Origin of the sequence: Nocardia sp. MH4, assembly GCF_019266065.1 — a bacterium.
Lineage (GTDB): Bacteria > Actinomycetota > Actinomycetes > Mycobacteriales > Mycobacteriaceae > Nocardia > Nocardia canadensis.
On record NZ_LPNR01000092.1, the window covers coordinates 24,428 to 48,737 of the forward strand.

The window sequence follows — 24,310 nt, forward strand, 5'->3', positions numbered from 1 at the left end:
GGCCGCGCCGATGGAGGAGGGTTCAAGGTGACGACAACACAGGCCGGCGGTGAACGGCGAGTCGTGGCGAACGTGCTGCGTGGCTCGATCGGCAACCTCGTCGAATGGTACGACTGGTACGTCTACGCCGCGTTCAGCGTCTACTTCGCGAAGGCTTTCTTCCCCGATGGGGACCCCACCGCGCAATTGCTCTCCACCGCGGCGGTCTTCGCGGTCGGATTCATCATGCGGCCGATCGGCGGCTGGGCGCTGGGGCGCTACGCCGACCGGTTCGGCCGCCGCGCCGCGCTCACCCTGTCGGTCACGGTGATGGCCGCCGGATCGCTGATGATCGCGGTGACCCCGGGCTTCGGCACCATCGGCATCGCGGCACCCGTCCTGCTGCTCATGGCCCGGCTGCTGCAGGGTCTCTCGGTCGGCGGCGAGTACGCCACCAGCGCCACCTATCTGTCGGAGGTGGCCTCCCCGGGCCGGCGCGGCTTCTACTCGAGCTTCCAATACGTGACCCTGGTCGCCGGTCAGCTGACCGCCCTCGGCGTCCAGATCATCCTGCAGCAGGTGCTCACCTCCGAGCAGATGCACAGTTGGGGCTGGCGCATCCCGTTCCTGATCGGCGCGGGCGGCGCCATCGTGGTGATGCTGCTGCGCCGCGGCATGGACGAATCCGACTCGTTCAAGGCCGTCGCGGACTCCGGCGAGACCACGGCGGCGGCGGTCGGCAGTTCGCGCGGATCGCTGCGGGTGCTGCTGCAGTACCCCAGGGAATGCCTGCTGGTGGTGGGCCTGACCATGGGCGGCACCGTCGCGTTCTACACCTACACGACCTACATGCAGAAGTTCATGATCAACACCTCGGGTATCTCCAAGGACACCGTGGCCTGGATCAACTTCGTCGCGCTGCTGGTCTTCGTGGTGCTGCAGCCGATCGCCGGCGGGCTCTCCGACCGGATCGGCCGTCGCAAGCTGCTCATCTTCTTCGGTGTGGCGGGCACACTGTTGACGGTGCCGATCATGTCGGCGCTGGCGCACACCGCCAACCCGTTCGCGGCGTTCGGCCTGATGATGACCGCGCTGGTGATCGTCACCGGCTACACCTCGATCAACTCGATCGTGAAGGCCGAACTGTTCCCCACCAAGATCCGTGCGCTCGGCGTCGGGCTGCCCTACGCGCTCACCGTCGCGGTGTTCGGCGGCACCGCCGAGATGATCGCCCTGGCGTTGAAGAAGGCCGGGATGGAGTCGCTGTACTTCTTCTACGTCGCCGGATGTGTCGCGATCTCGCTGCTCACCTACTACTTCATGCGGGAGACCTCGGCCGAGTCGACCATCGACGCCGAAGCCGCCGTCGAGGCCGACCCGGTCGAGCCGGAGCGGGCGATGGCCACCGTTCGTGGCTGACCGTCCGGCAACCGCGCCGGTCCTGCCCCTGTGGGAGGATCGGCGCGTGCGGCTTGCGGTGGTCGAGGACGACGACGGGGTAGGCGATGCCCTGGTCGAGGCGCTGACCGCGCGCGGCTACCGGGCCGAGCGCCTGCGCCGGGGCGCCGATCTGCTCATCGCCCACCGCGACTACGACGCGGTCCTGCTCGATCTCGGCCTGCCCGACGCCGACGGGCTGCAGGTGCTGCGCCGGCTGCGCGAGGTCAGCGCCGTCCCCGTGCTGATCCTGACCGCCCGCAGCGACGAACGTTCCATCGTGCGCGGCCTGCGTGGCGGCGCGGACGACTACGTGGTCAAACCGCCGCGCATCGCCGAGCTGATGGCGCGGCTCGAGACCGTGCTGCGCCGGGCCGCCGCCGTCGCCCGGCAGGCGAGGACCGAGGTCGTCACCGGGGATGTCCGGGTGGACCTGCGCGCCCGCGTGGTCGAGGTGGCCGGCACCCCGATCCCGCTCACCCAGAAGGAGTTCGAACTGGTCGAGGTGCTGGTGGAACGGCCGGGTGCCGCGGTGAGCAGGCAACAGCTGATGGACCGCATCTGGGGCGACGCCTTCGTCGCGGTCTCGCGCTCGCTCGATGTCCACATGACCGGATTGCGCGCGAAACTGAACCGGCCCGGGCTGATCACCACCATTCGCGGCTACGGATATCGGTGGGGCGAGTGACCTCCCGGGAACGCGCATGCGGCGCCGACTGCTGATCGCGCTCACCGTCTTCGCCGCGCTCGCGGTGCTGGCGTTCGCGGTGCCGTTGTCGCTGACCGCGGCCACCAGCCGAACCCAGCAATTGGTGCTCGGCCGGTCCGGCGACGCCGATCGTTTCGCCACGCTCGCCGACGCGGCCGGGTCGGCGGGCGGGGTGCGGGCACTCGCCGACGAGGTCACCCGCTATCACGAGCTCTACGGGGAGAACGTCCTGGTCGTCGATGCGCGCGGGGCGCCGATCGTCAATGCCGGAGTCGCGGTGGACGATCCGCGGATCCGGGCGGCGGTGGCCGCCGCCCGGCGCAACCAGCGCCCGCAGCAGGTGGACCGGCTGACGCCGTGGAGCGCGCCGGCGATGCTCGTCGCGCGTCCCGTCGGCACCGGCGTACAGGTGAACGGCGCCGTCGTGATCGAGGCGTCGACGGCCGCGGCCCGCTCGGCGATCGCTCGGATGTGGGCGCTGATCGCGGTCGGGGCACTGGGCGCGATGGTCGTGTTCGTGCTGTTGGCGCTCGTCCTGAGCCGCTGGGTGCTGCGCCCGCTGGCCGCCATGTCGAACGCGGTCGCCGAGCTCACCGCGACGCTGCCCAAGCCACGCGGCCGGGCCCCGATCACCCGGCGGTACGGCGGTCCGCCCGAGGTCCGTGCCCTCGCCGAATCCGTCGACGCGATGGCGACGGCCGTCGCCGACTCCGCCGACGCGCAACACCAGCTCGTCGCCGATACCGCCCATGCCATGCGTAATCCGCTCGCCGCCTTGACAATTCGGCTCGACTCGCTGGAATCCGCGGTCCCCGCGAGCGCGGCGGCGACCTTCCGCGGCGCCACCACCGAGGTGGAACGGCTGACCGCGCTCCTCGACGACCTGCTGCAGCTGGCCGTCGCCGAGGCGCCCGCGTCCTTCGGCACCGTGGCCTGCGCCGAGGAACACTGTGATCCGGCCCAGGTCGCCGCCGACCGCGTCGACGCCTGGACCTCGGCGTTCGACGATGCGGGGATCCGGCTGACGGCGACACCCACCGACGACTCCCCCACGGCGACGGTCCGACCTGGCCCCGGCGCCGATCGGGTCGAGGCCGCGATCAGCGCGGCCGCCCTCGCCCAGATCCTCGATGTGGCCCTGAGCAATTCATGCCGCTACGCCGGATCCGGGGCGCACACGATCGTCGGCGTCACGGCCGGTCCGGACGGGGTGACGGTGCGGGTCGCCGATGACGGGCCGGGCGCGGTACCCGACGAGCTCGACCGGCTCACCGCCCGGTTCTTCCGTGGTTCGACAGCCGCCGCCGGCGGGACGGGTCTGGGGTTGTCGATCGCGCAGGCGCTGGCCAAGGCGCGTGGCGGCACGCTGTCCGTCGAGGCGGTGCACCCGCACGGGCTCGCCGTCCTGGTCCGCGTCCCCGCGGTGACCCGATGAGCGGCCCGTCGATCAGCCGTCGCCGGATGCTGGCCCTGGCCGCGCTGGCGTCGGCGAGCGTCGTCGGCTGCGGCACGACCGATCCCGCGACGATACGGCTCGCTTCCGGCGAGGACGGCGGCTTCTACTACGCCTTCGCCCAGCTGCTGGCCACCGCCGCCGCCGGACATTCCGACGACCTGCGCATCGAGCCGGTGGAAACCGCGGGCTCCCAACAGAATCTGCGGATGGTCGCCACCGGCGAGGTCGACACCGCGCTCGCGCTGGCCGACTCGGCGGACGACTTCGGCGGACGCGTGGTCGCGCTGGGCCGGGTCTACGAGAACTATCTGCAGCTGGCGGTCCGCACCGACGGACCGATCACGCAGGTCGGCGATCTGCGCGGGCGCCGCGTCAACCTCGGCGCCGCAGGGTCCGGAGCCGCGGTCACCGGTGAGCGCGTGCTGAGCGCCGCCGGTCTGGACCCCGCCAAGGTCACCGTCGAACACCGCCCGCTGCGCGAGGCTGCTCAGGCACTGACCGACGGCACCATCGACGCCCTGCTGTGGGCAGGTGGCGTGCCGACCAGCGCGCTCACCGTCCCGGACCCGATGCGGCTGATCGATCTCGGCGCCCTGGCCGCGCCGATGCGGGAGCGGTACGGCCCGGTCTACGACCGCGTCGCCCTCCCCGCCGATGCCTACCCGGGCAGCCCCGCGGTCCATACGATCGGCGTCGCCAACCTCCTGCTCGCCACCGCGACGCTGCCCGACGAGCTCGCCGCCGCCATCGTCGACCTGCTGGTCCGGCACGCGGACTCGCTCGTGCCCGCCGAGGCCGCAGGCGCCCAGTTCCTCGACGGCCGCTTCCTCATCGGCACCGGGACCATCCCCCTGCACCCCGGTGCCGGCGCCGCGTACCGGCGCCGACACGGATGACGCTCGCTGGGTTCACCCGATTCGGGTGAGGCGCGCGCCCTGGCGGCGGCGCACGATGCGCCTATGGGATCAACTCCAGTGCAGGGCCCGGTGCTGTCCTCCGACGCGGCGGGCACGGCGGCGATCTCGACGAGAGGGGACCGACCCGCTTGACCGCACAGCAGTGGTCCGGCGTCCCCGCACGCTCGGGCCGACGACTGTCGGCCGCCACGTCCGGGGCGAGCGGTGCAGCGGCCCCGGATGTTCCCTTGCCGCGCGACGCAGTCGAGCACGACCCACTTTTCCGACATTCACAGACCAGGAGATTCCGGTGAAGCGCACACGCAGCGTCCTTGGGATAGCGTCGATCGCGGCGGTCGTACTGATGACCGCGGCCTGCAACTCCGACGACACGTCGTCGACACCGACGACCACCCCGACCACCCAGGTCGACACCATGCGGAGCAGTATCGCCGCGACGGCGTCCTCGGCGGTGAGTTCGGCACGCGACAGCGTGCAGCAAACAGTGCAGGACGCGATCAACAAGGTCCTGGTCGCCGCCCCGATCACCTTCGACCCGGGCAGTTCCGACCTGGGGACCACCGACACCGTCACGCTCAAAGCCGTGGCGGCCGCCTTGCAGGGCAACGACACCAAGATCGAAGTCTCGACCTACGCCAAGGATTCGAACGTGGCCGATGCCAAGTCTCTGGCCCAAGCGCGCGGTGACAACATCGCGGCCGAACTCGAGGCCGACGGCATCGACAAGTCGCGCATCACGGTGAAGTCCGACGCGAATCCCTCCGATTCGGAGATCAACCCGGATCAGGCCAAGATCACCGTCGTCGGTAGCTGAGACAGGACGTCATCGACGGCACACGTCCACCCGGACCACACGCGAAGCCCGACTCTCGCGGCGGGGATCCGGCGCCGAGACGCCCCGCGCGGGTAGCCTGGCGCCGGTTCCACCGTCGGCGTCGAAACGCCCGGCCGCATGTCCGCCCGCGTGGAGAGGATCCGTTGTGCAGGTACTCGTAGCCGGTTCGACCGGGTTCATCGGGCGGCGCCTCTGCCCGGAACTGCAGGAATCCGGACACACCGTGCGGGCCATGACCAGGCACCCGGAGAGGTATCACGGGGCGGGCACGCCCGTCGGTGCCGACGTCGCCGACCCCGCCTCGCTGCCGGAGGCCATGCAAGATTGCGACAGCGCCTACTATCTCGTGCACTCGCTCGCCGAAGAGGACTTCGAGCGGCGCGACGCGGCGGCGGCCCGGAACTTCGGCCGCGCCGCCGCACAGGCCGGGGTGCAGCGCATCATCTACCTCGGCGGGCTCGGCGACGACACCGATCGCCTCTCGGCGCACCTGCGCAGCCGCAGGCAGGTCGAAACCCTGCTCGGCGAAGCCGGGGTACCCGTCACGACACTGCGCGCCGGGATCATCGTCGGGCACGGCGGCATCTCCTGGGAGATCACCCGGCAGCTGGTCGAGCACCTGCCCGCGATGATCACCCCACGCTGGGTTCGCACCCGCACCCAGCCGATCGCCGTCGACGACGTGATCCGGTACCTCACCGGTGTGCTCGACGAGCCACGCACCACCGGCCGGACCTATGAGATCGGCGGTCCCGACGTCCTCGCCTACATCGACATGATGCGGCGGGTGGCGCGGATCCAGGGACGGCCGACGCCGATCGTGCCGGTGCCGTTCCTGTCCCCGCGGCTGTCCTCCCGCTGGCTCGCGCTGGTCACCGACGTCGATGTCCAGACCGGCCGGTCGCTGGTCGACTCGATGGTCAACGAGGTCGTCGTGCACGACACCACCATCCGGGACCTGCTGCCGTTCGAGACGATCGGCTACGACGAAGCGGTCCTGCGCGCGCTCGGCGAGCGCGTCCGGATGCGGTACGACGAATGACGGCCCGCTCGTGGTCGCGTGGAGTGCGGCCGAGGCAGGATGGGCAGCGGCCACTGACGGTCGCGGCCGTGGGTCTGGCAGGCACCGGCCTGCTGGGCGCGTCCCTGGCCGCGCCGCCCGCCAGCAGGCGCTTCTACGGGCTCACCCTCGCCACCGCAACCACACTGACCCTCGGTGGTCTGGCCACCACTCCGGCGCCGATCGAGGACCAGCCCGACCGGCGTGTGCTCGCGCCGGCGACGACCGGCGTCGCGGCGTTCGGGGTGTTCTACGGATGCGCGCTCGTCGCCCGACGAATCCCGTTGCTACGCAGGGCGATCACGAGGCTCCTGCGCTACGCCGACCGGGGCCGGACGCCGGCGGTCCTGCTGACCGCGCTGGCCAACGGCGCCGCCGAGGAAGTGTACTTCCGGGGCGCGGTCTACCACGCGGCCCCGCGTGCGCCCGTCGCCGTCTCCACCGGCGCCTACATCCTCGCCACCACCGCGACGCGCAACCCGGCGCTGGTGCTGGCCGGCGCGGTCATGGGCACACTGTTCGGCATCCAGCGTCAGCACACGGGCGGCATCCAGGCCTCCCTGATCACGCATTTGACCTGGTCCACCCTGATGCTGCACTTCATGCCGCCGCTGTTCCTCGACAACCACCCGTCCTGACGACACCGCGGCGGCACGCGTTGCCGGCGATCGATGGGCACGGCCGACTCCAGTTCCCTAGGATGACCTCATGCCAGTCGCGATGAACAACGTCGGCATCGTCGTCGAAGACCTCACGGCGGCGATCGAGTTCTTCGAAGAACTCGGCCTCGAACTCGAGGGTCGAGCCATGGTGGCGGGCGAGTGGGCCGGGCGCGTGACCGGCCTCGGCGACCAGAGCGTCGAGATCGCCATGATGCGCACACCGGACGGCCACAGCCGACTCGAGCTCTCCCGCTTCCTGGCGCCGCAGGTGATCGCCGCTCCCCAAACCCCGGTCAACACGCTGGGCTACCTTCGCGTCATGTTCACCGTCGACGACATCGACGAGACCCTCACCCGCCTCGGCAAGCACGGCGCGCACCTCGTCAGCAGCGAAGTGGTCCAGTACGAGAACGTCTATCGGCTCTGCTACATCCGTGGCCCCGAAGGCCTGCTCATCGGGCTGGCCGAAGAACTCGGATAAGTACGTCGGGCGGTCAGTCCGCCGCCAGGACCCGTTCCAGGGTCGCGTAGCCCGCCGGTTCCCAGCTCGGTTTGCCACCGGGCAGACCTAGTCTGCCGTTGCGCCCGACCATGATCAGGCCGAGCGCGCGCAGCACTGCCCAGCCCCGAGCTCTCGCGACGGCGGCCGCGTCCGCCCGTGCGTAGGCGTCGAAGAATCGGCTCGCCCCGCCTGTCGGCAACAGTATCCAGGCTGCCGACAGATCGGTCGCGGGATCGCCCGCGCACATCTCACCGAAGTCGATCACCCCGGCGAGCGTCCCCGCATCGACGACCACGTTCGCCGGGTGCAGGTCGGCGTGCAGCCACTGCGGCACACTCTGCCACGTCGGGGCATCGACCGCCTTGTCGAAGACTTCCCGTGCGTGCTCGGCGATCGCCGGATCGGCGATGACCTCGAACCAGAGGCCCGAGCTTTCGCGCAGATCGGCCAGCGGGATTCCGCGCGTGGGGTTGTTCGGAGCGCCGGCGGGCGCGTCGCCGTGCAGCACGCGCAGAAATCCTGCCAGGATCTCGGCGGAGTCGAGACTCGTGATGGGCGCGCGATCGGCGGGCTCTCCCTCGACCCATCGCGCGATCGTCCAGGGGTGCGGGAACAGGGACGACGGGTGGCCGACACGCACCGGTGTGGGCGTCGGCAACGGTAGGCGCTCCGCCAGCACAGGCAGCCAGGTCTGCTCGATCCGCAGCAGGGCAGGTGCTCGCTCGGTGCGGGGCAACCGCACCGCCAGTTCCGGTCCGAGGCGCCATTGCCGATTGTCCCAGCCGCCCTCGACATCTCGGAGCTCCAGGTCGGCGAGATCCGGATATTGCTCGCGCAGTAGCGCTTTCACCAAGTCCTGCCCGAACTCGATCGCGGCCATGGCTGAGCATCGTAGCGGCGGTCCATGATCGTTCGATGACGTCGCCTGTCAGGTGCGGTCGTGGAGGGTGATCCGGTAGCCGTCGGGGTCGGCGAAGGTGAAGGTCCGGCCGAAGGGGCCGTCGACGGGTGCGGCGACAATGGTGTGGCCGTCGGCGGCGAGTGCGTCGTGGATGGCCTGGAATCCTCCCGGTCGGTATCGGCTGATCGAGTTCAGATGTGCTGGTCTACACCGCAGGAAGCGTCCAGTGCAGGCCGGTGTGGTCGAGTTCGGGTTGGTACTGGGCTTGGAAGGGAGCGCCGGAGGCGATGCTGTTGGTGAGATCGGCGAGCATGGCACTCAGGGAGGCCCAGGTGGGCGGGTAGTCGTCTGCGGTGTCTTTGCCGAACTCGGTGATACAGCCTTGTAGCGGGCCAGATCGGGTGTCGCAGATCAGCATTGTGCCGTCGCGTTCTGCGATCGGGATGAATTGCGGGATGAACTGACCGGCCTCGGAACTGGCCGGCGCTTGCGCGTAGGCATCGGGAGAGGTCCGGCCGTTCCCAAGGTCAGGGTCCTCTGCGGCGAGGTCTGCCCAGATTTCGCATTGCATTGCATGAATGTCGATCATGTGGTCAAGTCCGAGCAGCGTCATGCTGGGCAGCAGTTCAGCGGCACCACCGCCGTCGTGCAAGAAGAACCATTCACGTAGTTCGGCGGGCCACTCGACGCCGGTACGCTGCTCGGCATCGACCACGGCTCGCGGTTGCGCAGCGGGGCGGACAAGCTGCACCCACGTGTCGGGGCTACCGGCCACGATAGTGTCGCGCAAACGTGCCCACTGGGCGTTTATCGAGTTCGCAACGGTAGCCGAGACCGGCGGCCGGATCGTCGGTGAGTCAGCCGCGGCGAGCGTTGTGGTGAGCACGCTGTCGGGGTCGGGATGGCGACTGCGATTCGACAGGCGTCGCGCGTATTCGTCCACGTCGAACGCGTCGGTGTGCTTTATCTGGGTGAGGGGGGTTCGCTGCGTGGTGGGCCAAAGCTGGATCGCGATCGCTACGTCGTTGCGGTTCCGAGCCCGGCCTCGGGCGCTGACCCTGACACGGTGCAACCCACTGGGCAACGGTAGGAGTTGATCGAGTTCCGGTGGCCGTATGTGTGACAAGGTGGTTCGGGTCAGCATTGCGGATGCGCCGAGTTCGATCGCCCCTTCCTCGACGGTCTCCCACTCGTCGAGCTGGGACATGCCCGGCTCGACGGGGCTCGACCCGATCCCTACCTGAATGAATCCGTGGGTCCAGCCGACCCATATCTGGGCGTTCTCGTTGCCTTTGAAATCCCGCGTGATTCCCAGCAGTGACCCAGCTGCGGCGCTGTCGATCATCGGTGGCCACTCATATTCGGCGGGTTCGATGTACAGCGCGGCCTCACTGAGTTCGATGGTCTGCCACTGCAACACGGTAGTTCCGTCCTCGACGTTTCGTTCGGTCATTTGCGGTCCATGCTGCGGACGACCCGGTCACCCAACGGCCGTTCCAGATCGATGATGAGGAAGCCACGTTGCCCCGTCAACGGCTCCTGCTGGCACGGCTCCGTCCCTTTGTGCAGCCCGCGAGACAGAGTGACATCAACCGATCCCGGCGTTTCAACAGCGCTGATGTCGTAGCCGTAACTGGGGCAGTCACGAAGTTCGAACGGCAGATGCACCGCCAGCTTTGTATCACCATCGTCGAGATCGTAGGACTCGAACGTCCGCACAAGTCCTCGGCTGACCACATCGGACTCACGTGCCACTCGACGCGCCGACCGTGACGCCCCGACATTCGGGCGTGGCTTCGCAAGCCTGGCAGGCCGATTCGCCCACGCCGACAGTGCCCGGCACGTACCGTAATCACCGACCACCTTCGCCGGATCCGGCGGCGGTGGCGATGGGTGTCGGAGTCGAAAGTCGGTGAGTCCTATGGTGTCTGAGTCGGAGTTCGAGGAAATGTCTCGCCAGGCCGAAATCGACGGTACCGCACCTCGGGTCGGCGCGATCATCGATCGCGGCGGACAGGTCCTACTACTCGCGCGCCACGACACCGGTCCGATCAAGGCCACTCTGAAGCTTCCCGGAACCACCGTGCTGCCGAGGGAGCCTCTCGCCGAGGCGGTCGTCCGGGGCGTGCACGAGGAAACGGGCCTGGTCGTCACCGGGATTCGGCACCATGTCGGGGATTTCGACTACCTGTCCCCCGACGCCCACCCGGTGCGCCGCCTGCATTTCGCGGTCGATGTCGCGGCGACCGAACCGATCCGGCTCTCCGTCCACGCCCGCTATGTCTGGGCGCCCCTGGACGGTGATCTGCCGGTGACCTCGTCCATTCGCCGCATCCTCGAGACCTACCGCAATCTCGTGCACCCCTGACATCCCCTGTCGGGCCGGGGTCGAGCTCTTCGCAGGGACACCGGTCGATCGCCGATCGGTCACCTGTCCTTGTCGTGCCGTACTGATGGCCGGCGCCCGCGCCCGCCCGGCGTCGGGGCGCGCGCCCCGGTGCACCGGGGCCCCTGGTCGCCGTCGGTCACCTCGGTCACGAGGCGACTGTCGTCCACCTCGGCGCGCCGCAGGCCCGGAGCGGACGACCGCAGCATCGGACACCGACCGCCGACAGTGGATCGCCGCGGCACCACCGTCGTTACCTCACCTGCCCCAGGTGATGCGGCAGCTGTCCAGGATGCGGATCGACTGCTCGTGGGCGCCGCCGGGCAGTCGGTGCCGGGCCAGGCGCCGACGTCGGCGGCTGACCCGTTGTGTAGTGCCCGCGCGTCCGAGCGACCGCAGTAGCCGAGAACGCGGGGTGCGTAGGCGTAGCAGGCACCCAGCGCCAGGGCTCACGGGGCCGCGAGCACCCGGTCGAGGGCGACGACTTCGATCAGCCCGCGCGGTCCAGGTGTGTCCGATCGGCCCTTCGGTCGGGGACCTACGCCAGCAGTCACCCGACCCCGGTGGTTCGTACGGTCGACCTATTCGTACCGCACGCCGATAGGGGCACACCACCATGAGCACGCATCGCACCGAGGAAGCACACGAGCTCGCGACGTCCGCCGTCGTGGTCGGGACCGACGGATCGGCAGCGGCCGACGTCGCTGTCCGCTGGGCCGCGCAGACCGCCGCCGAGCGGGGCCGCCGCCTGCTGATCGTGCACGGACTCGACCTGGCCCGCACCGCCGCTGTCAACCCCTACGCTGTCGTCACACCGGCGGTGATCGACGCGGTGCGCGCCCACGGCACCGCCGTCCTGGCCGACGCCGAGCGCACGGCCCGCGAGGCCGCGCCCGGAGTCGAGGTCAGGACCGAGCTCGTCGCGGGGCACCCGGCGCGGACACTGATCTCGCTGTCGCGCCGTGCTCATCTGGTCGCGCTCGGAGCGACACCGGATGTCGGCGCGCTCGCGCATCTCGGATCGACGCTGCTGGCCGTCACCGCCCATGGCTCGGGCCGGATCGTGGTGGTCGACACCGGCACGGGGCAGGCGCCCCGCCGCACCGGGCCGATCGTCGTCGGTGTCGACGGCAGCCCCACCAGCGAGCAGGCCATCGCCGCGGCGTTCACCGAAGCTTCGGAGCGAACGGCACCCCTCGTCGCCGTACTCGCCGGAAACGACACGTCCTTCGGGGAGTTCGCCGGTGAGTTCAGCGTCGACGATCAGCAGGCCTCCGACCAAGCGCTGCTGGCCGAGCGGCTCGCCGGCTGGAACGAGAAGTACCCGGATGTCCCGGTGACGCATCGGGTCTACCCCGCCGATGCGCGTCAACACCTGCAGGAGTGGTCGGACTCGGCACAGATGGTGGTCGTCGGAAGCCACGGGTGGGGTGGGCTGCGCGGTCTCGTCCTCGGTTCGACCAGCAGTTGGCTTGTCCAGCACGCCCACTGCCCCGTCATGGTCGCGCATCCCGTCGGCGAGGACCTGCGATGAAGAACACGACAGCCTTCGCCGTCGGTGCCGCGATCTACGCCGCCGGACTCGGACTCGGGTACTCGGTTCTGCTGCGCAAACGGTTCGCGACCTGGGGCGCGACCCGCGACGAGGCGCAGCGGACGATACCCGGCGACGAACTGCTCCCGCACCCCGATATTCGCACGACCAGGGCGATCACCGTCGCGGCCGAACCCGCGGCGATCTGGCCGTGGCTCGTGCAGATCGGCCCCGGGCGCGGCGGCGCGTACACCTACGACTGGATCGAGAACCTGTTCGGCCTCGACATGCACAGCGCCGACGAGATCCTGCCGCGATTCCAGCATCCGGCGCTGGGCGACGTGATCGCCCTCGGCGCGCGCGGACCCCGCCTGCGGATCCGCGTGCTCGAACCCGACCGGTCACTGGTGTTCGCCTCCGAGGACGGCGCCTGGGTCTGGTCGTTCGCCCTCTATCCCGAACCCGCAGGCACCCGGCTGATCAGTCGCAATCTCATCTCGCTGACCGAGGCGTCGCTGGGGACACGGTTGTTCACCCGCCTCGTCGCCGAGCCGGGCAGCTTGGTCATGGAGCGAAAGATGCTCTCGGGCATCCGAACCCGTGCCGAGTCACTCGCCCGGTCGTCGGCGATCTGAAAGGAGTCCTCGATGTTCGCCATGGTCTACGACGGTCCAGGACGTCCACACCGTCGCGAGGTACCCGATCCGACGATCCTCGACAGCACCGACGCCGTCGTCACCGTCGACACGGCCACCATCTGCGGAACCGACCTGCACATTCTCCAGGGTGATGTGCCCGAGGTCGAGCGCGGGCGGATCCTCGGCCACGAGGCCGTCGGCACCGTCACCGCCATCGGTGGCGCGGTGCGCACCGTGCGGGTCGGGGATCGAGTTCTCGTGTCGTGTATCTCCGCGTGTGGAGCGTGCGCATCGTGCCGGGAGGCCCGCTACGGGCAGTGCACCGGCGGCGGTGGATGGCTGCTCGGCCACGAAATCGACGGTACCCATGCGGAATCGGTGCGCGTGCCGTTCGCCGACCTGTCGACCCACCCGATCCCACCCGGCATCAGCGACGAGCAGATGCTCATGCTGGCCGACATCCTGCCCACCAGCTACGAGGTCGGCGTCGGCAACGGCAGGGTGCGGCCGGGCGACACCGTGGTCATCGTCGGCGCGGGGCCGATCGGGTTGGCCGCGGTGATCACCGCGCGGCTCTACAGCCCGAGCCGCATCATCGTCGTCGACCTCGCCGACTCCCGGTTGGCCGCCGCGCACGCACTCGGTGCCGATCCGGTGCTCAACAGCCGACGCGACGAGGTGCGCGCCCGGGTCGCCGAGCTCACCGGTGGCCGAGGCGCCGATGTGGCGATGGAGGCGGTCGGGGTACCCGAGACCTTCGAACTGGCCGTCGATCTCGTGCGTCCGGGCGGTCACGTCGCCAATATCGGGGTGCACGGCGCACCGGCCACGCTGCACCTCGAGAACCTGTGGAGCCGGGATCTGACGATCACCACCGGCCTGGTGGATACGCATTCGACCCCGCGCCTGATCGAACTGATCCGATCCGGGCACCTCGATCCCACCCCGCTGATCACGCACCGTTTCGCAATGGGCGAATTCGTCGACGCCTACGACACTTTCGCGCGCGCCGCGGAGACAGGCGCGCTGAAGGTCGCCGTCACCCGGTCGAAGGCGGGATCGTGATGACCACCGCCCTGCGGAACATCGTCCTGCGCGAACTCGGCCCCACCGACCGGGACGCGGTACGCGAACTCCACGCCGGGCTCGACCGGACCGACGGCTACTTCCGGTTCTTCGCCCCACCGCCCAAGGACCTCGACCGGGTGGTCGGCTCGATCGCGTCGCACGACCCCACACACTGCGCGGTCGGCGCGTTCCTCGACGACCGGCTGGTCGGTGTCGCGAATTTCGTCGTCCTCGACGACGGGGTCAGCGCCGAGATCGCTCTGGTCGTGGCCGCCGACGAACAACACCACGGCATCGGCACCGTGCTGTTCCATCGGCTCACCGAGCTCGGTCGCGCCCGCGGCCTCGACCGGTTCATCGCCGAGGTGCTGCCGACGAACTCCAAAGCCATGCGGCTGATCATCGATTCCGACCTGCCGATCTCGGCTCACCGCAGCGACGGCGTCATCCAGATCGCGCTCCATCTGCGCACCCCGAGCCGCTCGGCGAACCAGGCGCCACGGCGGTAGTCGAGCCGAGCTCGCGCCATCGTCGCGGCCGGAACGCGTCCGCGTCCTCGGATCGCTCTCGGTTCTATCGCGCGCGGGCCAGTAGTTCCGCAACACCGTCCTCGATACCGGCGGCGATCAGGTCGATGTCGGGTGTGGAGTCGTAATCCCCGGTGATGCCGAAGACCAGGCGGTCGTCGTAGCTCAGGATCGCGATCGTGGTGCGCAGGCGCATCGCGAGGGGAATGCAGGGCCAGATCTCCGTCACCGCGCGACCGTCCAGGCTCAGCTGTCCACGGGGTCCCGGCACATTGGTGGCCAGCGCGCCGACACTGCGCTGCGGGAAGTGACCGGCCAGCCGGAACGCCCACGCCCCGACGGCGAACGGCAGCAGCTGCGCCACCGCCAACATCGACTTCTCGGCCTCGGCTTCGCCCCGCGCACGGTGGCGCGCGACGCGCTCATGGACGGCGCTCAACCGCTCGACCGGATCGGTGAACTCCACCGGGAGATGCGGGATGATCGCCGAAATGCGGTTGTCCAAGGCGAATTCGGCATCGGTGGCACGCATGGACACCGGGACCAGAATCCGAATTCCGCCCACCGCCGGGTCCTCGCCGCGGTCACGCAGAAGCCGCCGGTAGGCCGCGGTGACGGCGGCCAAGGCCACGTCGTTGACCGATGTGCCGAACGCCGTCTCGATCGTGCGGATGTCGGTCATCGACGCCCGCGCGACGGCATAGCGGCGCTGGCGGCCGAGCGGCCCGTTCAAAGACGACGGGCTGCCCGGAGCCACCGCGGCGGACACCACCGGCACGAGCGCGCGCATCATCGACAGAGCGAAGCGCGGCGCCGTCACCGGCAGCCGAACCGCCCTGCTCACCCATTCCCCGAGGCCGGCGCCCGAGGTGCCCGAGGTCGGAGTGCTCGCCGATGCGGCGCGGTCGACGGCGGCATCGCACAGTTGCTCGAACAACGCGATTCCCGACAGGCCGTCGACCATGCTGTGGTGGGCCTTCACGATCAATGCCCATCGGTCGCCGGTCAGCTGCTCGACGACCACGCACTGCCACAGGGGATGGTCCCGGTCGAGCCGTTGCTCCAGTTCGGTGGCGACGAGCTCCCGCAAGGCCGACTCGTCCCGCGGGCCGGGCACAGCGGTCCACCGGATGTGGTGTGCGAGGTCGAAACCGGGGTCGCGCTCCCACACCGGTGCGGACAGGTCCAGCGGCCTTCTGCGCACTCGCCTGCGCAGGATTTCGACGTGGTCGATCCGCTCCCGCAGCCACGCGACGAACTCGGCGCGCGTCGGCGCGGGCCCGGCCACGATCGCGACGGCGCCGATGCCGAGGCTGATGCGGCGATCAGCGTCCTCCAGTTCCATGAATCCCCAGTCCAGGGGGTGTAGCTCTGTCATCTCGACCTCGACGTAGGCGATGTGGTGCCCGGCCCGTTTCTGGTGCGCAGCCGGTGATCTGATCCTCGCCGGGACAGTCGGAAACGGCGAGAGACCATGGTCGACGAACAGCGGCCGAACTGCTCTTCCTCCCCCACGGCCGGCGGTCCAGCCGATGCCATTGGTCCCCGTGTTCCGGGCACCACGGCTCTGACCGGCGAAGTGCCCGCGTGCCACGCTGAGGCCATGACCGAGCACAGCGAGAACCCCCACCGCGTCGCCTCGGCGGCGGTCGTCGTCGGAATCGATGGATCGGACGGATCGACCGCCGCCGTGCGCTGGGCCGCCCGCACCGCCGCGGCGCGCGGCCGTGCCCTGCACATCGTGCACTGCACCGACCCGGTCGCCGACCGCACACCCCGCAGCGCCTACGACGCGTTCATCTACACCACGATGCACGACATCCGGTCGGCCGCCGAGCAGGCGCTGGCCACCGCCCGCCAGGACGCGCTCGCCGCCGCGCCGTCGGTCACGGTGACCACCGAACTCACCACCGGCAACCCCGCGCGCACCCTCATCGATGCCTCGGCGCACGCGCATCTGCTGGTGCTCGGCGCGGCGGCTGCGGTCGGTCCGATCGCCCACCTCGGTTCGACGCTGCTGGCGGTGACCGCGCACGCGCACGGCGCGGTCGTCATCGTGCGCGGGTCCGATCCCGAGCGCGACAGCGGTCCTGTCGTCGTGGGTGTCGACGGCAGCAGCGTCGGCGAGCCCGCCATCGGCGCCGCGTTCGCCGAAGCCGCGCTGCGCCACAGTCGACTGGTCGCGGTGCACGCCTGGAGCGATCTGGCCCAGGGCCAGTTCGCCGGCACCAGTTACCTCGAGTTGCCCATCGACGATTTCACGGTCGCCGAGGAAGCGCTGCTGGCCGAACGCCTGGCGGGATGGTCCGAGCAGTTCCCCGAGGTGGACGTGCGCCGCGAGGTCGAGGTGTTCGGTCCACGCGAAAACCTGGCGCGCTGGTCACGAACCGCCCAGCTGCTCGTCGTCGGCAGCCGCGGTCGCGGCGGATTCCGGGGCCTGCTGCTCGGATCGACCAGCCACTGGCTCGTGCAGCACGCCGACTGCCCGGTCATGGTCGTCCACCACGACTGACCCCCGTACTGTCCGGCTCCCGAAGGGCCACCGGTACCCTGTCCGCCCCACCTGTCACGGCAGGCGGGGCGGACAGGGTGCCGGAGGCGTTCGGGACCGGCTCATCGACGGTCGACGGACCGGAGGACGGACAAGCGGTCCGCGTACTCCTTCGCATCGATCTCGCCGCGCGCGAACCGCTCCGCCAGGACATGTTCCGGACCGGGTGGTGCCGGGTGCCGGTGCTCGCCGTCCATTCGGAACAGGTATCGCAGCGCGAGCGCGAAGCCGACGATCAACAGGGCCCAGAACAAGACCATCCCGACTCCCATCCACGCGTATCCCCAACCGTTGACGTCGTGGTCATACCAGTACATTCTCCGCCTCCTACCGAATCGCGGCCGACCGGCCGACTCCGTCAACCATGTGCCGGCGGGAGCTGCCGGGAGAAGGGTCGACAGGCACCATGAGCGAGTACCAAGGCCCCCGCTGCGGGGTCGAATCAGCGCCCGTCCTCGGCCTGTGCACGCAACAGCCACACCAGGAATCCGCCCGAGACACCGGCCATCACGAACGCCATCAGCAATCCCCCGGCCAGGCCGATCAGGGCGATCTCGGCCGGCTGCTGGCCCGGCTGCCACAGGGGGCTGGTGAAGAGCGCGAACGCGACCAGGCCCGCCGCCCACGACAGCGCGGTCGCGCCGATCCACCAGCCTGCCCGTGCCAGATATCGGCGCAGCACGCTCCACTGAGCCACCCCGATAGCCGAAACCACCACGGCGCCGCCCGCGCACAGCACCGGTATCGCCGCCGCTGTCGGCCAGCCACGGAAACCGTCGGTGCCCACCGGCACCATCGCCACGGACCAGGCGATCGCCGCGCCGAGCGCGGTCGCCGCGATCCAGGCGCGGCCGGGAAGTTCGGGAAGCGCGGGGCGTAGTGCCCGCGCCTGGAACCAGCCGAGCACGATGCCCTCGCCCAGGCCTGCCGCCAGTAGGGCCGTCGTCGCCGGCCATCCGCCGCGCTCCCACACCGCCGTCGCCACGATCGCCGGTAGCGAGAAGCCGAGGAATTCGCCCACGGTGACGAAGGCGATCCAGCGGTGCCACATCGGCTTTCCCGTCTCGATGCGCATCGGGACCTCCTCGACGGTCGGACAATCGGTATTCGTCCCTGTCACCATCGCTTCTCGGGCAGCCCCGGCGGCAGTGCCGTTCGCCCCGTGCGGGTCCCTGCCGACATCACCGATGGACACGACGAAAGGCCCCCCGCGCGGGGTCTCCGGACCCTGCCGGGGCAAGCGCCGCCCGGTGCACGCTGAGACCGGCAGAAAGGGGCCGAGATGAACACCGCCGGGTACGCGAAACGGATTGTCCACGCCGACGGCAGAGGTGACAGTTCATGAGCACGCCGACGGTCGACGAGTCGCTCACCACGGACGCGACGCCGAGATCGGCGCCTGTCTCCACCGTCGCGGAAACGGTACCGCCGATGGCATCCGACGAACTGGAAGCCATCGCGCAACTGCTAACCCGCAGATTCCCCGACGTTCCCGGCACGTACGTGCGCTACGTGGTCGAGTCGACCTATCGCGAACTCGCCCGGACGGCACGCATCCATTCCCACCTGATACCGCTGACCCTCAACCTGTCCAGGTCGCGGTTGGCGCAAGACGACGAAATCGGAGAAACACCATGAGCGACACCACGTCCGACGCGGTCTACCACAGCAAGCCGGGCGAGAGCCTCGCCGATCCCTACAACATCCCCGGCATTCTGCTCTTTCTCGCGGGCGTCGTCGGCCTGGCATCGACACTCACCGCCGCCGGCTACGGCTTCGCCGGCTGGGCGTGGCTCGGCGCCATCGCCACCGCGCTGTGCTTCACCGCCGCCGTCGCGGTGTTCGTTCTCGAGCACGAGCGGTTGCGCCGGCTCGCCCGGCGCCGCTGATCCGGTCGCGGGCCGCGGAGTTGTCTCGCCGCCGCGCGCCGATCACCACGGTCTCGTCATGAACGTGACAGTCCTGCCTTTCCTGATCGTTGTCGCCGTGGTGTTCGCGGTGAATCTGCTGCCCGCGTTCGGACCGCCCAATGCGGTGCTGGTGGTGTTCTTCGCGTTGAATTGGCACCTCCATCCGGTCCCGCTCGTCGTCGTCGCCGCTGTCGCGTCCGGCGCGGGTCGCTACCTCCTCGCCACCGCCACCCATCATCTCGGCGACCATCTCGGTGCACGCCGACGAGCCAACCTGCGAACGGCCGGCGACTATCTCACGCGGCGGCGCGGTCGCACCGTCGCGGTGCTGGGGGTCTTCCTCGTCTCCCCCTTGCCGTCGGCGCAGATGTTCGTGGCCGCGGGTCTGATGGGGCTTCGCCTGCTTCCGCTCACCGCGGCGCACGTCGCGGGAAGAACGGTCAGCTTCGCCTTCTATGTCGGCGCGACCGGGGTGGCCGAGCGGAGTCTCGGTACCACGCTCGTTTCCTCGCTGACCTCGCCGGCCGGGATCGCCGTTCAGATCGCGCTGCTCGCCGCGGTCGTCGGACTCACCCGAATCGACTGGACCACCTTCCTGCCGGGCGTCAGGCAGCCGCGAGCGTGAGTGCCGGCGCACTAGGCTGACGGAGCGCACCGATACGACTCGATCGTCGAAGGAGATCATGAGCGCGATCGCCCGTCAGCTCGCAGATCTGGCCGAACGGCGGGGCCTGACGGTGGCCGTCGCCGAATCGTTGACAGCGGGCAATGTCGCGGCCGCCCTGGGGGCCGCGCCCGATTCGGCCGTATGGTTCCGCGGTGGCGTCGTCGCCTACGCCACCGAGGTCAAGCAGCGTGTCCTGGGTGTTCCCGATGTTCCGGTGGTCTCCGAGGTCGCGGCCACCGCGATGGCCGAGGGCGTCCGGGCCCTGATGGACGCCGACATCGCCGTCGCCACCACCGGTGTCGGTGGTCCGGGGCCGCAGGACGGGGAACCCGCCGGATCGGTGTGGTTCTGCGTCGTTTCGCGCAGCGCCGCGCGAGCTAGCCATCGGCACTTCGACGGCGATCCGGCGCAGGTGCTCGATCAATCGGTGCGGTACGCGCTCGAGCTGCTGTTGTCGATGGCGACAACGATCGCGACATAACTCTCCGCTTCGTCGTTTCACACCACGCCGAGCGGGCATCCCGGCTGTGTGGAGCCGGTCGACCGGATGCGTACGGCACCGACCGCTCCCTGCGTTTCGCTGGACGGTGTCGACACCGGATAGACCGCGGGAGTGAGCCGACGCGCACTACTCGCGACGCCAACGGCGTCGTCGCGGGCGGTGTGCTCGGCTCGCTCCCCGGCCGCCCGACAGCTGCTCGTAGCCGCCGCTACCGGCGTATCGCCGTCCGCACGAGATCGCGACGGCGCGCGATCTGCTGTGTGACGGCCAGGCGATGACGGTGGTGACGGACGGTGCGTCCGGCACCGGCACGGTGGCGTGGCCGTCGCGGAGCTGCGCCCGCAACGACTCGGGCACCACTCGCGCAGGCCCGTCCGAGCGTGATCAGCTGGGTCAGCCCGACGGCGGACTCTTCGACTACGCCGGAATCGTGCCCTGGTGACGAGCGCACCGCGCGGGTCCTAGAAGGGCACGGCGACGTCGTCGGGTGTCTTGTCGGTCCGGATCCCCCGAAAGCTGGGGTGGCGCAGCATTCCGTCGGCGCTGATCTCGCGGTACTCGATGTCGGCGACGAACACCGGCTCGACCCACCAGGCGGCCCGCACCGCCGCGGCAGGCGGCGGGTCGTCGAGCGGGCTGGTGTCGCGGCGGACCTTCTCGAGGGCAGCGTGGAGGCTGCGGCGGGCCTCGGTGGTGAATCCGGTCCCGACCCCGCCGATGCAGCGCAGGTGTCCGTCAGGGGTGTGTCCGGCCAGGATCAGACCGCCGAAAGTGGCGGCGTTGGCGCCGGTTCCGGGGACCGCGCCGACGATGACGGCCTCGGTCGTGGCGCGCAGCACGGTCTTGATCCAGGCCGAGGAGCGGCGACCAGGCTCATAGATCGAGTCGATCCGCTTGCTGACAATGCCCTCCAGACCGGTTTCGGCGGCGGTGCGCAGCAGCCGCTCGGCGTCGACCTCGGCCAACGACCAGTTCGGCGGAACCCGCACGCGCACACCGTCGTCGAGGCGCAGATCGGCCAGCTCGGCCCGTCGCGACGAGTACGGGTCCGCGAGCAGGATGTCGTCGTCGAGGGCGAGCAGGTCGAAACCGAGGTAGTCCACGCGCACCTGCTCGAGCAGCGCGGGCGCGGGCCGCTGGACATGCATTCGCCGCTGCAGGCGGGAGAACGACGGGGCCCCGGCGGCATCGAGGGCGACGAGCTCGCCGTCGATCAGCAGGGTTCGTCCGTCGGTGAGCTCGGTCAGCGCCGCGACGACGTCGGGGTAGGAGGCGGTGATCTCGCGCAGGTTCCGGCTCCACAAGCTCACCCCGTCGCCGGTGCAGCGAGCGATCGCGCGGACGCCGTCCCACTTCATCTCCGCGCACCAGCCACCTGGCGGCCGCGGGGGCCGTCCGGGTGTGGCCAGCATCGGTGCCGGCACCGCCAGACCCACAAGATCGAGAATAGACCCGTCCGAGTGGGTATTCTGCCCTGGTAGGCACGTTTTCCCGGCGAACGAAAGCGAGGCCCGGTCATGGCAGGAAAGTTCGAGATCTTCGCCGACGCGGCGGGTAAGTTCCGGTGGCGGCTCAAGGCGGGCAACAACGAGGTCGTCGCGCAGTCGCAGGCCTATGAGTCCAAGGACGGTGCGAAGAAAGGCATCGCCTCGGTGCAGAACAGCGCCCCCGGCGCCACGATCACCGATCTCACCGTCGCGGCCACCTGACGTCGGTCAGAGCTGGGCGGTTAGGCCGAGTGGATGCAGGCCCTCGGTCCGGCGCAGTGTCTCGGCCGCGGCGCCGACGCGCAGTAGCGACTCGGTCGACAGTCCCGCCGCGGTGACCAGCAGGCCGCGCAGATGGTGATCGTGGAGTGCTGTCACCAGAGCGTGGTCGGACTGCGGGTCGGCCTCGTCGGACGGGGTGTCCTCGGGCGTCACGAACTGCATGATGACCTCCTGCTGCGGCCACCCCCCTACTGTGGTGGCCTGTATCGACGCGGCTATTCCCACTTGCAGCTCCGTCAATCACGTCCGTTGCGAGTGCGCGCAACAGCGGCAGGAACCACGGCCCGACGATGCCGTCGACGACCACGTCGTAGCCGCCGCGTGAGTACGCCTCGACCGCCGCGACGATCGCCTCGATCACGACCTCGTTCTGGCGATGCGCTGCGGGGAGGAACGGCAGGACGAACCCCGTACGGATCGAGCGGTAGAACACGTCGGTCTCGAGATGGACCGTGGGGACATCGGCCGTCCCGGCGAGCAACCGGGCGACTGACGTTTTTCCCGCGGCGGGAGGTCCGGTCAGGACGAACACTTCACCACTCAGGTCCACCGACCCCATTCACCCGACCAGGCGAGAAGCAGTCTTGTCTTTCCCGGCCCGCTGCTCCGAACTCGGTGCCGACACTGCCGAATTGCACGTGATGCAAGGTTCACCGCCGCACGGTCATCGCATCTCGAATACCCTCGCCAGGTCGTCGACGAATTCGGTGTAGGACCGTGCGCGATCGGGTGCTCGCAGGACGGCGGACGGATGGACGGTCACGCCCACCCGGAAGTCGTCGAGTTCGACGGTGTGGCCACGGAGTTCGGTGACCTCGGCCCGCGGGCCGAGGACCGCGTGGGTGGCGATCGCGCCGAGGCAGACCACCAGGTCGGGAGCGACCAGGTCGAGTTCGGTGCGCAGCCAGGGGGCGCAGGCGACGATTTCGGTGCGGCGGGGTTGCTGATGGATGCGTCGTTTCCCGCGCCGCTCGAAGCGGAAGTGCTTGACCGCGTTGGTGAGATACAGTGCGGCCCGGTCGACGCCGAGGTCGTCGAGGGCGCGGTCGAGCAGTCGGCCGGCCGGACCGACGAAGGGGTGGCCGTCGAGGTCCTCGTCGTTGCCGGGCTGCTCGCCGACCAGGACCGTGCGCGCGTGCGGCGTGCCGGCACCGAAGACGGTCTGCGTGGCGTCGCGATAGAGGTCGCAACCATGACACGTGCCCGCTGCCGCACGGACCGCTTCCAGGTCGTCCGTGTCGGGTACGTACTCGGCGGCGCCGGGGTAGACCGTCACGACGCCACCGCCTCGGCCGGGCCGATCGGCATCGCCATCCCCGCCTCCCTCAGACCTCCGCGCGCAGCAGATCGTTCAGTTCGCCCTGGTAGAAATCGAGGAACGCGTCCATGTCGGGTCCGGCGTTCATCAACACCACCCGGTCGTAGCCGGCCTCGACGGCGTCGCGCACCGCGTCGACATAGGGTTTCGGGTCGCTGCCGCACACCATGGCATCGAGCATGTCGTCCACGCGCACGGTGGTCGTGGCGGCGGCGAAGTTGGCCGGGTTGGGCAGCTCGCTCATCACTTTCCAGCCGCCGACCGACCACCGGTTGGTCGACAGCGCGGCTTGCGCGCCCGCGCGCTCGTCGTCGGCGAAGGCGACGCCCACCTCGAGGTAGCGCGGCCCGTCACCGCCCGACTGCCGATAGGCCCGTACCAGCTCGGGCTTCGGTTCGGTGGCGAACAGCCCGTCGCCGAGCTCGGCGGCGAGTTCGGCCGCGCGCGGACCACCGGCGGCCACGGCGATCTCCGGTGGGGTCTCGGGCAGATCGAACACCCGGGCGTCCGACAGCGACAGATATCGCCCGTCGTAGCTGCGATAGCCACCCCGCCACAGCAACCGGATGATCTCGAGCGCCTCGCGCAGCATTCGATGCCGCACCCGCACCGGCGGGAAGTCCCCGCCGACGATGTGCTCGTTGAGCCGTTCGCCCGAACCGATGCCGAGGGTGAACCGCCCGTCGGAGAGCAGCGCGGTCGTCGCGGCGGCCTGGGCGATGATCGCGGGGTGATAGCGGATCATCGGGCAGGTCACGCCGGTGGCCAAGCCGATCCGTTCGGTGCGTGCCGCGATCGTGCCCAGCACGGTCCACGCGAACGGTGAGTGGTTCTGGTTGTCGAGCCACGGATGGAAATGGTCACTCATCTCGACGAAGTCGAAGCCCACCGCTTCGGCCCGAACGGCCTGGCGCACCAGTTCGTTCGGGTCGAAGGCCTCGGCCGCCAGTTTGAATCCGATCTGCATGGCGAACCTTTCGCA

30 protein-coding genes and 2 pseudogenes are annotated in these 24,310 nt (G+C 69.8%); 20 read left to right on the top strand and 12 right to left on the bottom strand.

The window, feature by feature from the left end; genetic code table 11:
- Positions 1 to 27: 27 nt before the first annotated feature.
- From ATM97_RS11995 to ATM97_RS12030, 8 genes are all read left to right on the top strand, one after another.
- Complete coding sequence (locus tag ATM97_RS11995) at positions 28 to 1,398, top strand: MFS transporter (RefSeq protein ID WP_218718068.1); 1,371 nt, start codon at positions 28 to 30, stop codon at positions 1,396 to 1,398.
- A gap of 46 nt (positions 1,399 to 1,444) precedes the next feature.
- Entirely contained in the window at positions 1,445 to 2,104 is a 660-nt protein-coding gene (locus ATM97_RS12000) for a response regulator transcription factor (protein WP_218718069.1), read from the top strand.
- A 16-nt stretch (positions 2,105 to 2,120) separates the two neighbouring features.
- Positions 2,121 to 3,560, top strand: a complete 1,440-nt coding sequence (locus tag ATM97_RS12005) for a HAMP domain-containing sensor histidine kinase (protein ID WP_218718070.1) — start codon at positions 2,121 to 2,123, stop codon at positions 3,558 to 3,560.
- The gene (locus ATM97_RS12010) at positions 3,557 to 4,477 is read left to right on the top strand and encodes a TAXI family TRAP transporter solute-binding subunit (protein WP_218718071.1); all 921 of its coding nucleotides are present in this window, start codon (positions 3,557 to 3,559) and stop codon (positions 4,475 to 4,477) included. The genes ATM97_RS12005 and ATM97_RS12010 overlap by 4 nt, the downstream gene beginning before the upstream one ends.
- Before the next feature lie 310 nt (positions 4,478 to 4,787).
- Positions 4,788 to 5,312: an OmpA family protein gene (locus tag ATM97_RS12015; RefSeq protein ID WP_218718072.1), complete on the top strand. Its 525-nt coding sequence runs from the start codon at positions 4,788 to 4,790 to the stop codon at positions 5,310 to 5,312.
- Between the two features lie 166 nt (positions 5,313 to 5,478).
- On the top strand, positions 5,479 to 6,375 hold the full coding sequence (locus ATM97_RS12020; protein ID WP_218718073.1) for an NAD(P)H-binding protein: 897 nt from the start codon (positions 5,479 to 5,481) through the stop codon (positions 6,373 to 6,375).
- 68 nt (positions 6,376 to 6,443) lie between these two features.
- Positions 6,444 to 7,031 (top strand): CPBP family intramembrane glutamic endopeptidase, encoded by a 588-nt coding sequence (locus tag ATM97_RS12025; protein WP_308248454.1) that lies wholly within the window; start codon positions 6,444 to 6,446, stop codon positions 7,029 to 7,031.
- A gap of 70 nt (positions 7,032 to 7,101) precedes the next feature.
- Positions 7,102 to 7,536, top strand: a complete 435-nt coding sequence (locus ATM97_RS12030) for a VOC family protein (protein WP_218718075.1) — start codon at positions 7,102 to 7,104, stop codon at positions 7,534 to 7,536.
- 13 nt (positions 7,537 to 7,549) lie between these two features.
- Here ATM97_RS12030 and ATM97_RS12035 read toward each other — a convergent pair whose 3' ends face one another.
- The 4 genes and pseudogenes from ATM97_RS12035 to ATM97_RS12050 form a co-directional block, all read right to left on the bottom strand.
- Positions 7,550 to 8,437: an aminoglycoside phosphotransferase family protein gene (locus tag ATM97_RS12035; RefSeq protein ID WP_218718076.1), complete on the bottom strand. Its 888-nt coding sequence runs from the start codon at positions 8,435 to 8,437 to the stop codon at positions 7,550 to 7,552.
- Positions 8,438 to 8,485: 48 nt separating this feature from the next.
- Positions 8,486 to 8,617: pseudogene (locus ATM97_RS12040) on the bottom strand (VOC family protein); the annotation flags it as partial.
- Between the two features lie 46 nt (positions 8,618 to 8,663).
- Positions 8,664 to 9,911 carry an SMI1/KNR4 family protein gene (locus ATM97_RS12045; RefSeq protein WP_218718077.1) on the bottom strand — a complete coding sequence of 416 codons (1,248 nt, stop codon included), beginning with the start codon at positions 9,909 to 9,911 and terminating at the stop codon, positions 8,664 to 8,666.
- Positions 9,908 to 10,177, bottom strand: coding sequence for a hypothetical protein (locus ATM97_RS12050; protein ID WP_218718078.1), 270 nt, complete (start codon positions 10,175 to 10,177; stop codon positions 9,908 to 9,910). Before ATM97_RS12050 ends, ATM97_RS12045 begins: the two co-directional genes overlap by 4 nt.
- Before the next feature lie 202 nt (positions 10,178 to 10,379).
- Here ATM97_RS12050 and ATM97_RS12055 point away from each other — a divergent pair, with 202 nt between their 5' ends.
- The 5 genes from ATM97_RS12055 to ATM97_RS12075 all read left to right on the top strand — a co-directional run bounded on the left by ATM97_RS12055 (position 10,380) and on the right by ATM97_RS12075 (position 14,593).
- Positions 10,380 to 10,826, top strand: coding sequence for an NUDIX hydrolase (locus ATM97_RS12055; RefSeq protein WP_218718079.1), 447 nt, complete (start codon positions 10,380 to 10,382; stop codon positions 10,824 to 10,826).
- A gap of 634 nt (positions 10,827 to 11,460) precedes the next feature.
- Positions 11,461 to 12,378: a universal stress protein gene (locus ATM97_RS12060; RefSeq protein WP_218718080.1), complete on the top strand. Its 918-nt coding sequence runs from the start codon at positions 11,461 to 11,463 to the stop codon at positions 12,376 to 12,378.
- On the top strand, positions 12,375 to 13,013 hold the full coding sequence (locus ATM97_RS12065) for an SRPBCC family protein (RefSeq protein WP_218718081.1): 639 nt from the start codon (positions 12,375 to 12,377) through the stop codon (positions 13,011 to 13,013). The genes ATM97_RS12060 and ATM97_RS12065 overlap by 4 nt, the downstream gene beginning before the upstream one ends.
- A 12-nt stretch (positions 13,014 to 13,025) precedes the next feature.
- A complete protein-coding gene (locus ATM97_RS12070; protein WP_218718082.1) occupies positions 13,026 to 14,081 on the top strand; it encodes a zinc-dependent alcohol dehydrogenase family protein in 1,056 nt (351 codons plus the stop codon).
- A complete protein-coding gene (locus ATM97_RS12075; RefSeq protein ID WP_218718083.1) occupies positions 14,081 to 14,593 on the top strand; it encodes a GNAT family N-acetyltransferase in 513 nt (170 codons plus the stop codon). The genes ATM97_RS12070 and ATM97_RS12075 overlap by 1 nt, the downstream gene beginning before the upstream one ends.
- A gap of 64 nt (positions 14,594 to 14,657) precedes the next feature.
- On the opposite strand, the gene ATM97_RS12080 is transcribed toward ATM97_RS12075, so the two are convergent.
- Positions 14,658 to 15,989, bottom strand: coding sequence for a wax ester/triacylglycerol synthase family O-acyltransferase (locus tag ATM97_RS12080; protein ID WP_218718084.1), 1,332 nt, complete (start codon positions 15,987 to 15,989; stop codon positions 14,658 to 14,660).
- Between the two features lie 225 nt (positions 15,990 to 16,214).
- On the opposite strand from ATM97_RS12080, the gene ATM97_RS12085 reads away from it, so the two are divergent.
- On the top strand, positions 16,215 to 17,123 hold the full coding sequence (locus ATM97_RS12085; RefSeq protein WP_218718085.1) for a universal stress protein: 909 nt from the start codon (positions 16,215 to 16,217) through the stop codon (positions 17,121 to 17,123).
- Between the two features lie 101 nt (positions 17,124 to 17,224).
- On the opposite strand, the gene ATM97_RS12090 is transcribed toward ATM97_RS12085, so the two are convergent.
- Together ATM97_RS12090 and ATM97_RS12095 are read right to left on the bottom strand one after the other, a co-directional pair.
- The gene (locus ATM97_RS12090) at positions 17,225 to 17,479 is read right to left on the bottom strand and encodes an SHOCT domain-containing protein (RefSeq protein WP_218718086.1); all 255 of its coding nucleotides are present in this window, start codon (positions 17,477 to 17,479) and stop codon (positions 17,225 to 17,227) included.
- Positions 17,480 to 17,604: 125 nt separating this feature from the next.
- Positions 17,605 to 18,237 carry a hypothetical protein gene (locus tag ATM97_RS12095; protein ID WP_218718087.1) on the bottom strand — a complete coding sequence of 211 codons (633 nt, stop codon included), beginning with the start codon at positions 18,235 to 18,237 and terminating at the stop codon, positions 17,605 to 17,607.
- 266 nt (positions 18,238 to 18,503) lie between these two features.
- On the opposite strand from ATM97_RS12095, the gene ATM97_RS12100 reads away from it, so the two are divergent.
- The 5 genes from ATM97_RS12100 (at position 18,504) to ATM97_RS12120 (ending at position 20,683) form a co-directional block, all read left to right on the top strand.
- On the top strand, positions 18,504 to 18,800 hold the full coding sequence (locus ATM97_RS12100) for a three-helix bundle dimerization domain-containing protein (RefSeq protein WP_218718088.1): 297 nt from the start codon (positions 18,504 to 18,506) through the stop codon (positions 18,798 to 18,800).
- Positions 18,797 to 19,051 carry a hypothetical protein gene (locus ATM97_RS12105; protein ID WP_218718089.1) on the top strand — a complete coding sequence of 85 codons (255 nt, stop codon included), beginning with the start codon at positions 18,797 to 18,799 and terminating at the stop codon, positions 19,049 to 19,051. Before ATM97_RS12100 ends, ATM97_RS12105 begins: the two co-directional genes overlap by 4 nt.
- Positions 19,052 to 19,109: 58 nt before the next feature.
- Complete coding sequence (locus ATM97_RS12110) at positions 19,110 to 19,697, top strand: hypothetical protein (RefSeq protein ID WP_218718090.1); 588 nt, start codon at positions 19,110 to 19,112, stop codon at positions 19,695 to 19,697.
- Positions 19,698 to 19,755: 58 nt separating this feature from the next.
- The gene (locus ATM97_RS12115) at positions 19,756 to 20,220 is read left to right on the top strand and encodes a CinA family protein (RefSeq protein WP_218718091.1); all 465 of its coding nucleotides are present in this window, start codon (positions 19,756 to 19,758) and stop codon (positions 20,218 to 20,220) included.
- A gap of 295 nt (positions 20,221 to 20,515) precedes the next feature.
- On the top strand, positions 20,516 to 20,683 hold the full coding sequence (locus ATM97_RS12120) for a hypothetical protein (protein ID WP_218718092.1): 168 nt from the start codon (positions 20,516 to 20,518) through the stop codon (positions 20,681 to 20,683).
- A 19-nt stretch (positions 20,684 to 20,702) separates the two neighbouring features.
- Here ATM97_RS12120 and ligD read toward each other — a convergent pair whose 3' ends face one another.
- Positions 20,703 to 21,653 carry a non-homologous end-joining DNA ligase gene (gene ligD / locus ATM97_RS12125; protein ID WP_218718124.1) on the bottom strand — a complete coding sequence of 317 codons (951 nt, stop codon included), beginning with the start codon at positions 21,651 to 21,653 and terminating at the stop codon, positions 20,703 to 20,705.
- Between the two features lie 105 nt (positions 21,654 to 21,758).
- Between ligD and ATM97_RS12130 the strand changes: the two genes are divergently transcribed.
- Positions 21,759 to 21,950 (top strand): DUF1508 domain-containing protein, encoded by a 192-nt coding sequence (locus tag ATM97_RS12130; RefSeq protein ID WP_218718093.1) that lies wholly within the window; start codon positions 21,759 to 21,761, stop codon positions 21,948 to 21,950.
- A 6-nt stretch (positions 21,951 to 21,956) separates the two neighbouring features.
- On the opposite strand, the gene ATM97_RS34330 is transcribed toward ATM97_RS12130, so the two are convergent.
- From ATM97_RS34330 to ATM97_RS12145, 4 genes and pseudogenes are all read right to left on the bottom strand, one after another.
- Entirely contained in the window at positions 21,957 to 22,172 is a 216-nt protein-coding gene (locus ATM97_RS34330; RefSeq protein WP_255587603.1) for a hypothetical protein, read from the bottom strand.
- Between the two features lie 136 nt (positions 22,173 to 22,308).
- A pseudogene (locus ATM97_RS34995) lies at positions 22,309 to 22,569 on the bottom strand (ATP-binding protein); the annotation flags it as partial.
- 105 nt (positions 22,570 to 22,674) lie between these two features.
- Complete coding sequence (locus ATM97_RS12140; protein ID WP_218718095.1) at positions 22,675 to 23,286, bottom strand: UdgX family uracil-DNA binding protein; 612 nt, start codon at positions 23,284 to 23,286, stop codon at positions 22,675 to 22,677.
- Positions 23,287 to 23,335: 49 nt separating this feature from the next.
- Positions 23,336 to 24,295 carry a TIGR03557 family F420-dependent LLM class oxidoreductase gene (locus tag ATM97_RS12145; protein WP_218718096.1) on the bottom strand — a complete coding sequence of 320 codons (960 nt, stop codon included), beginning with the start codon at positions 24,293 to 24,295 and terminating at the stop codon, positions 23,336 to 23,338.
- Positions 24,296 to 24,310 lie beyond the last annotated feature (15 nt).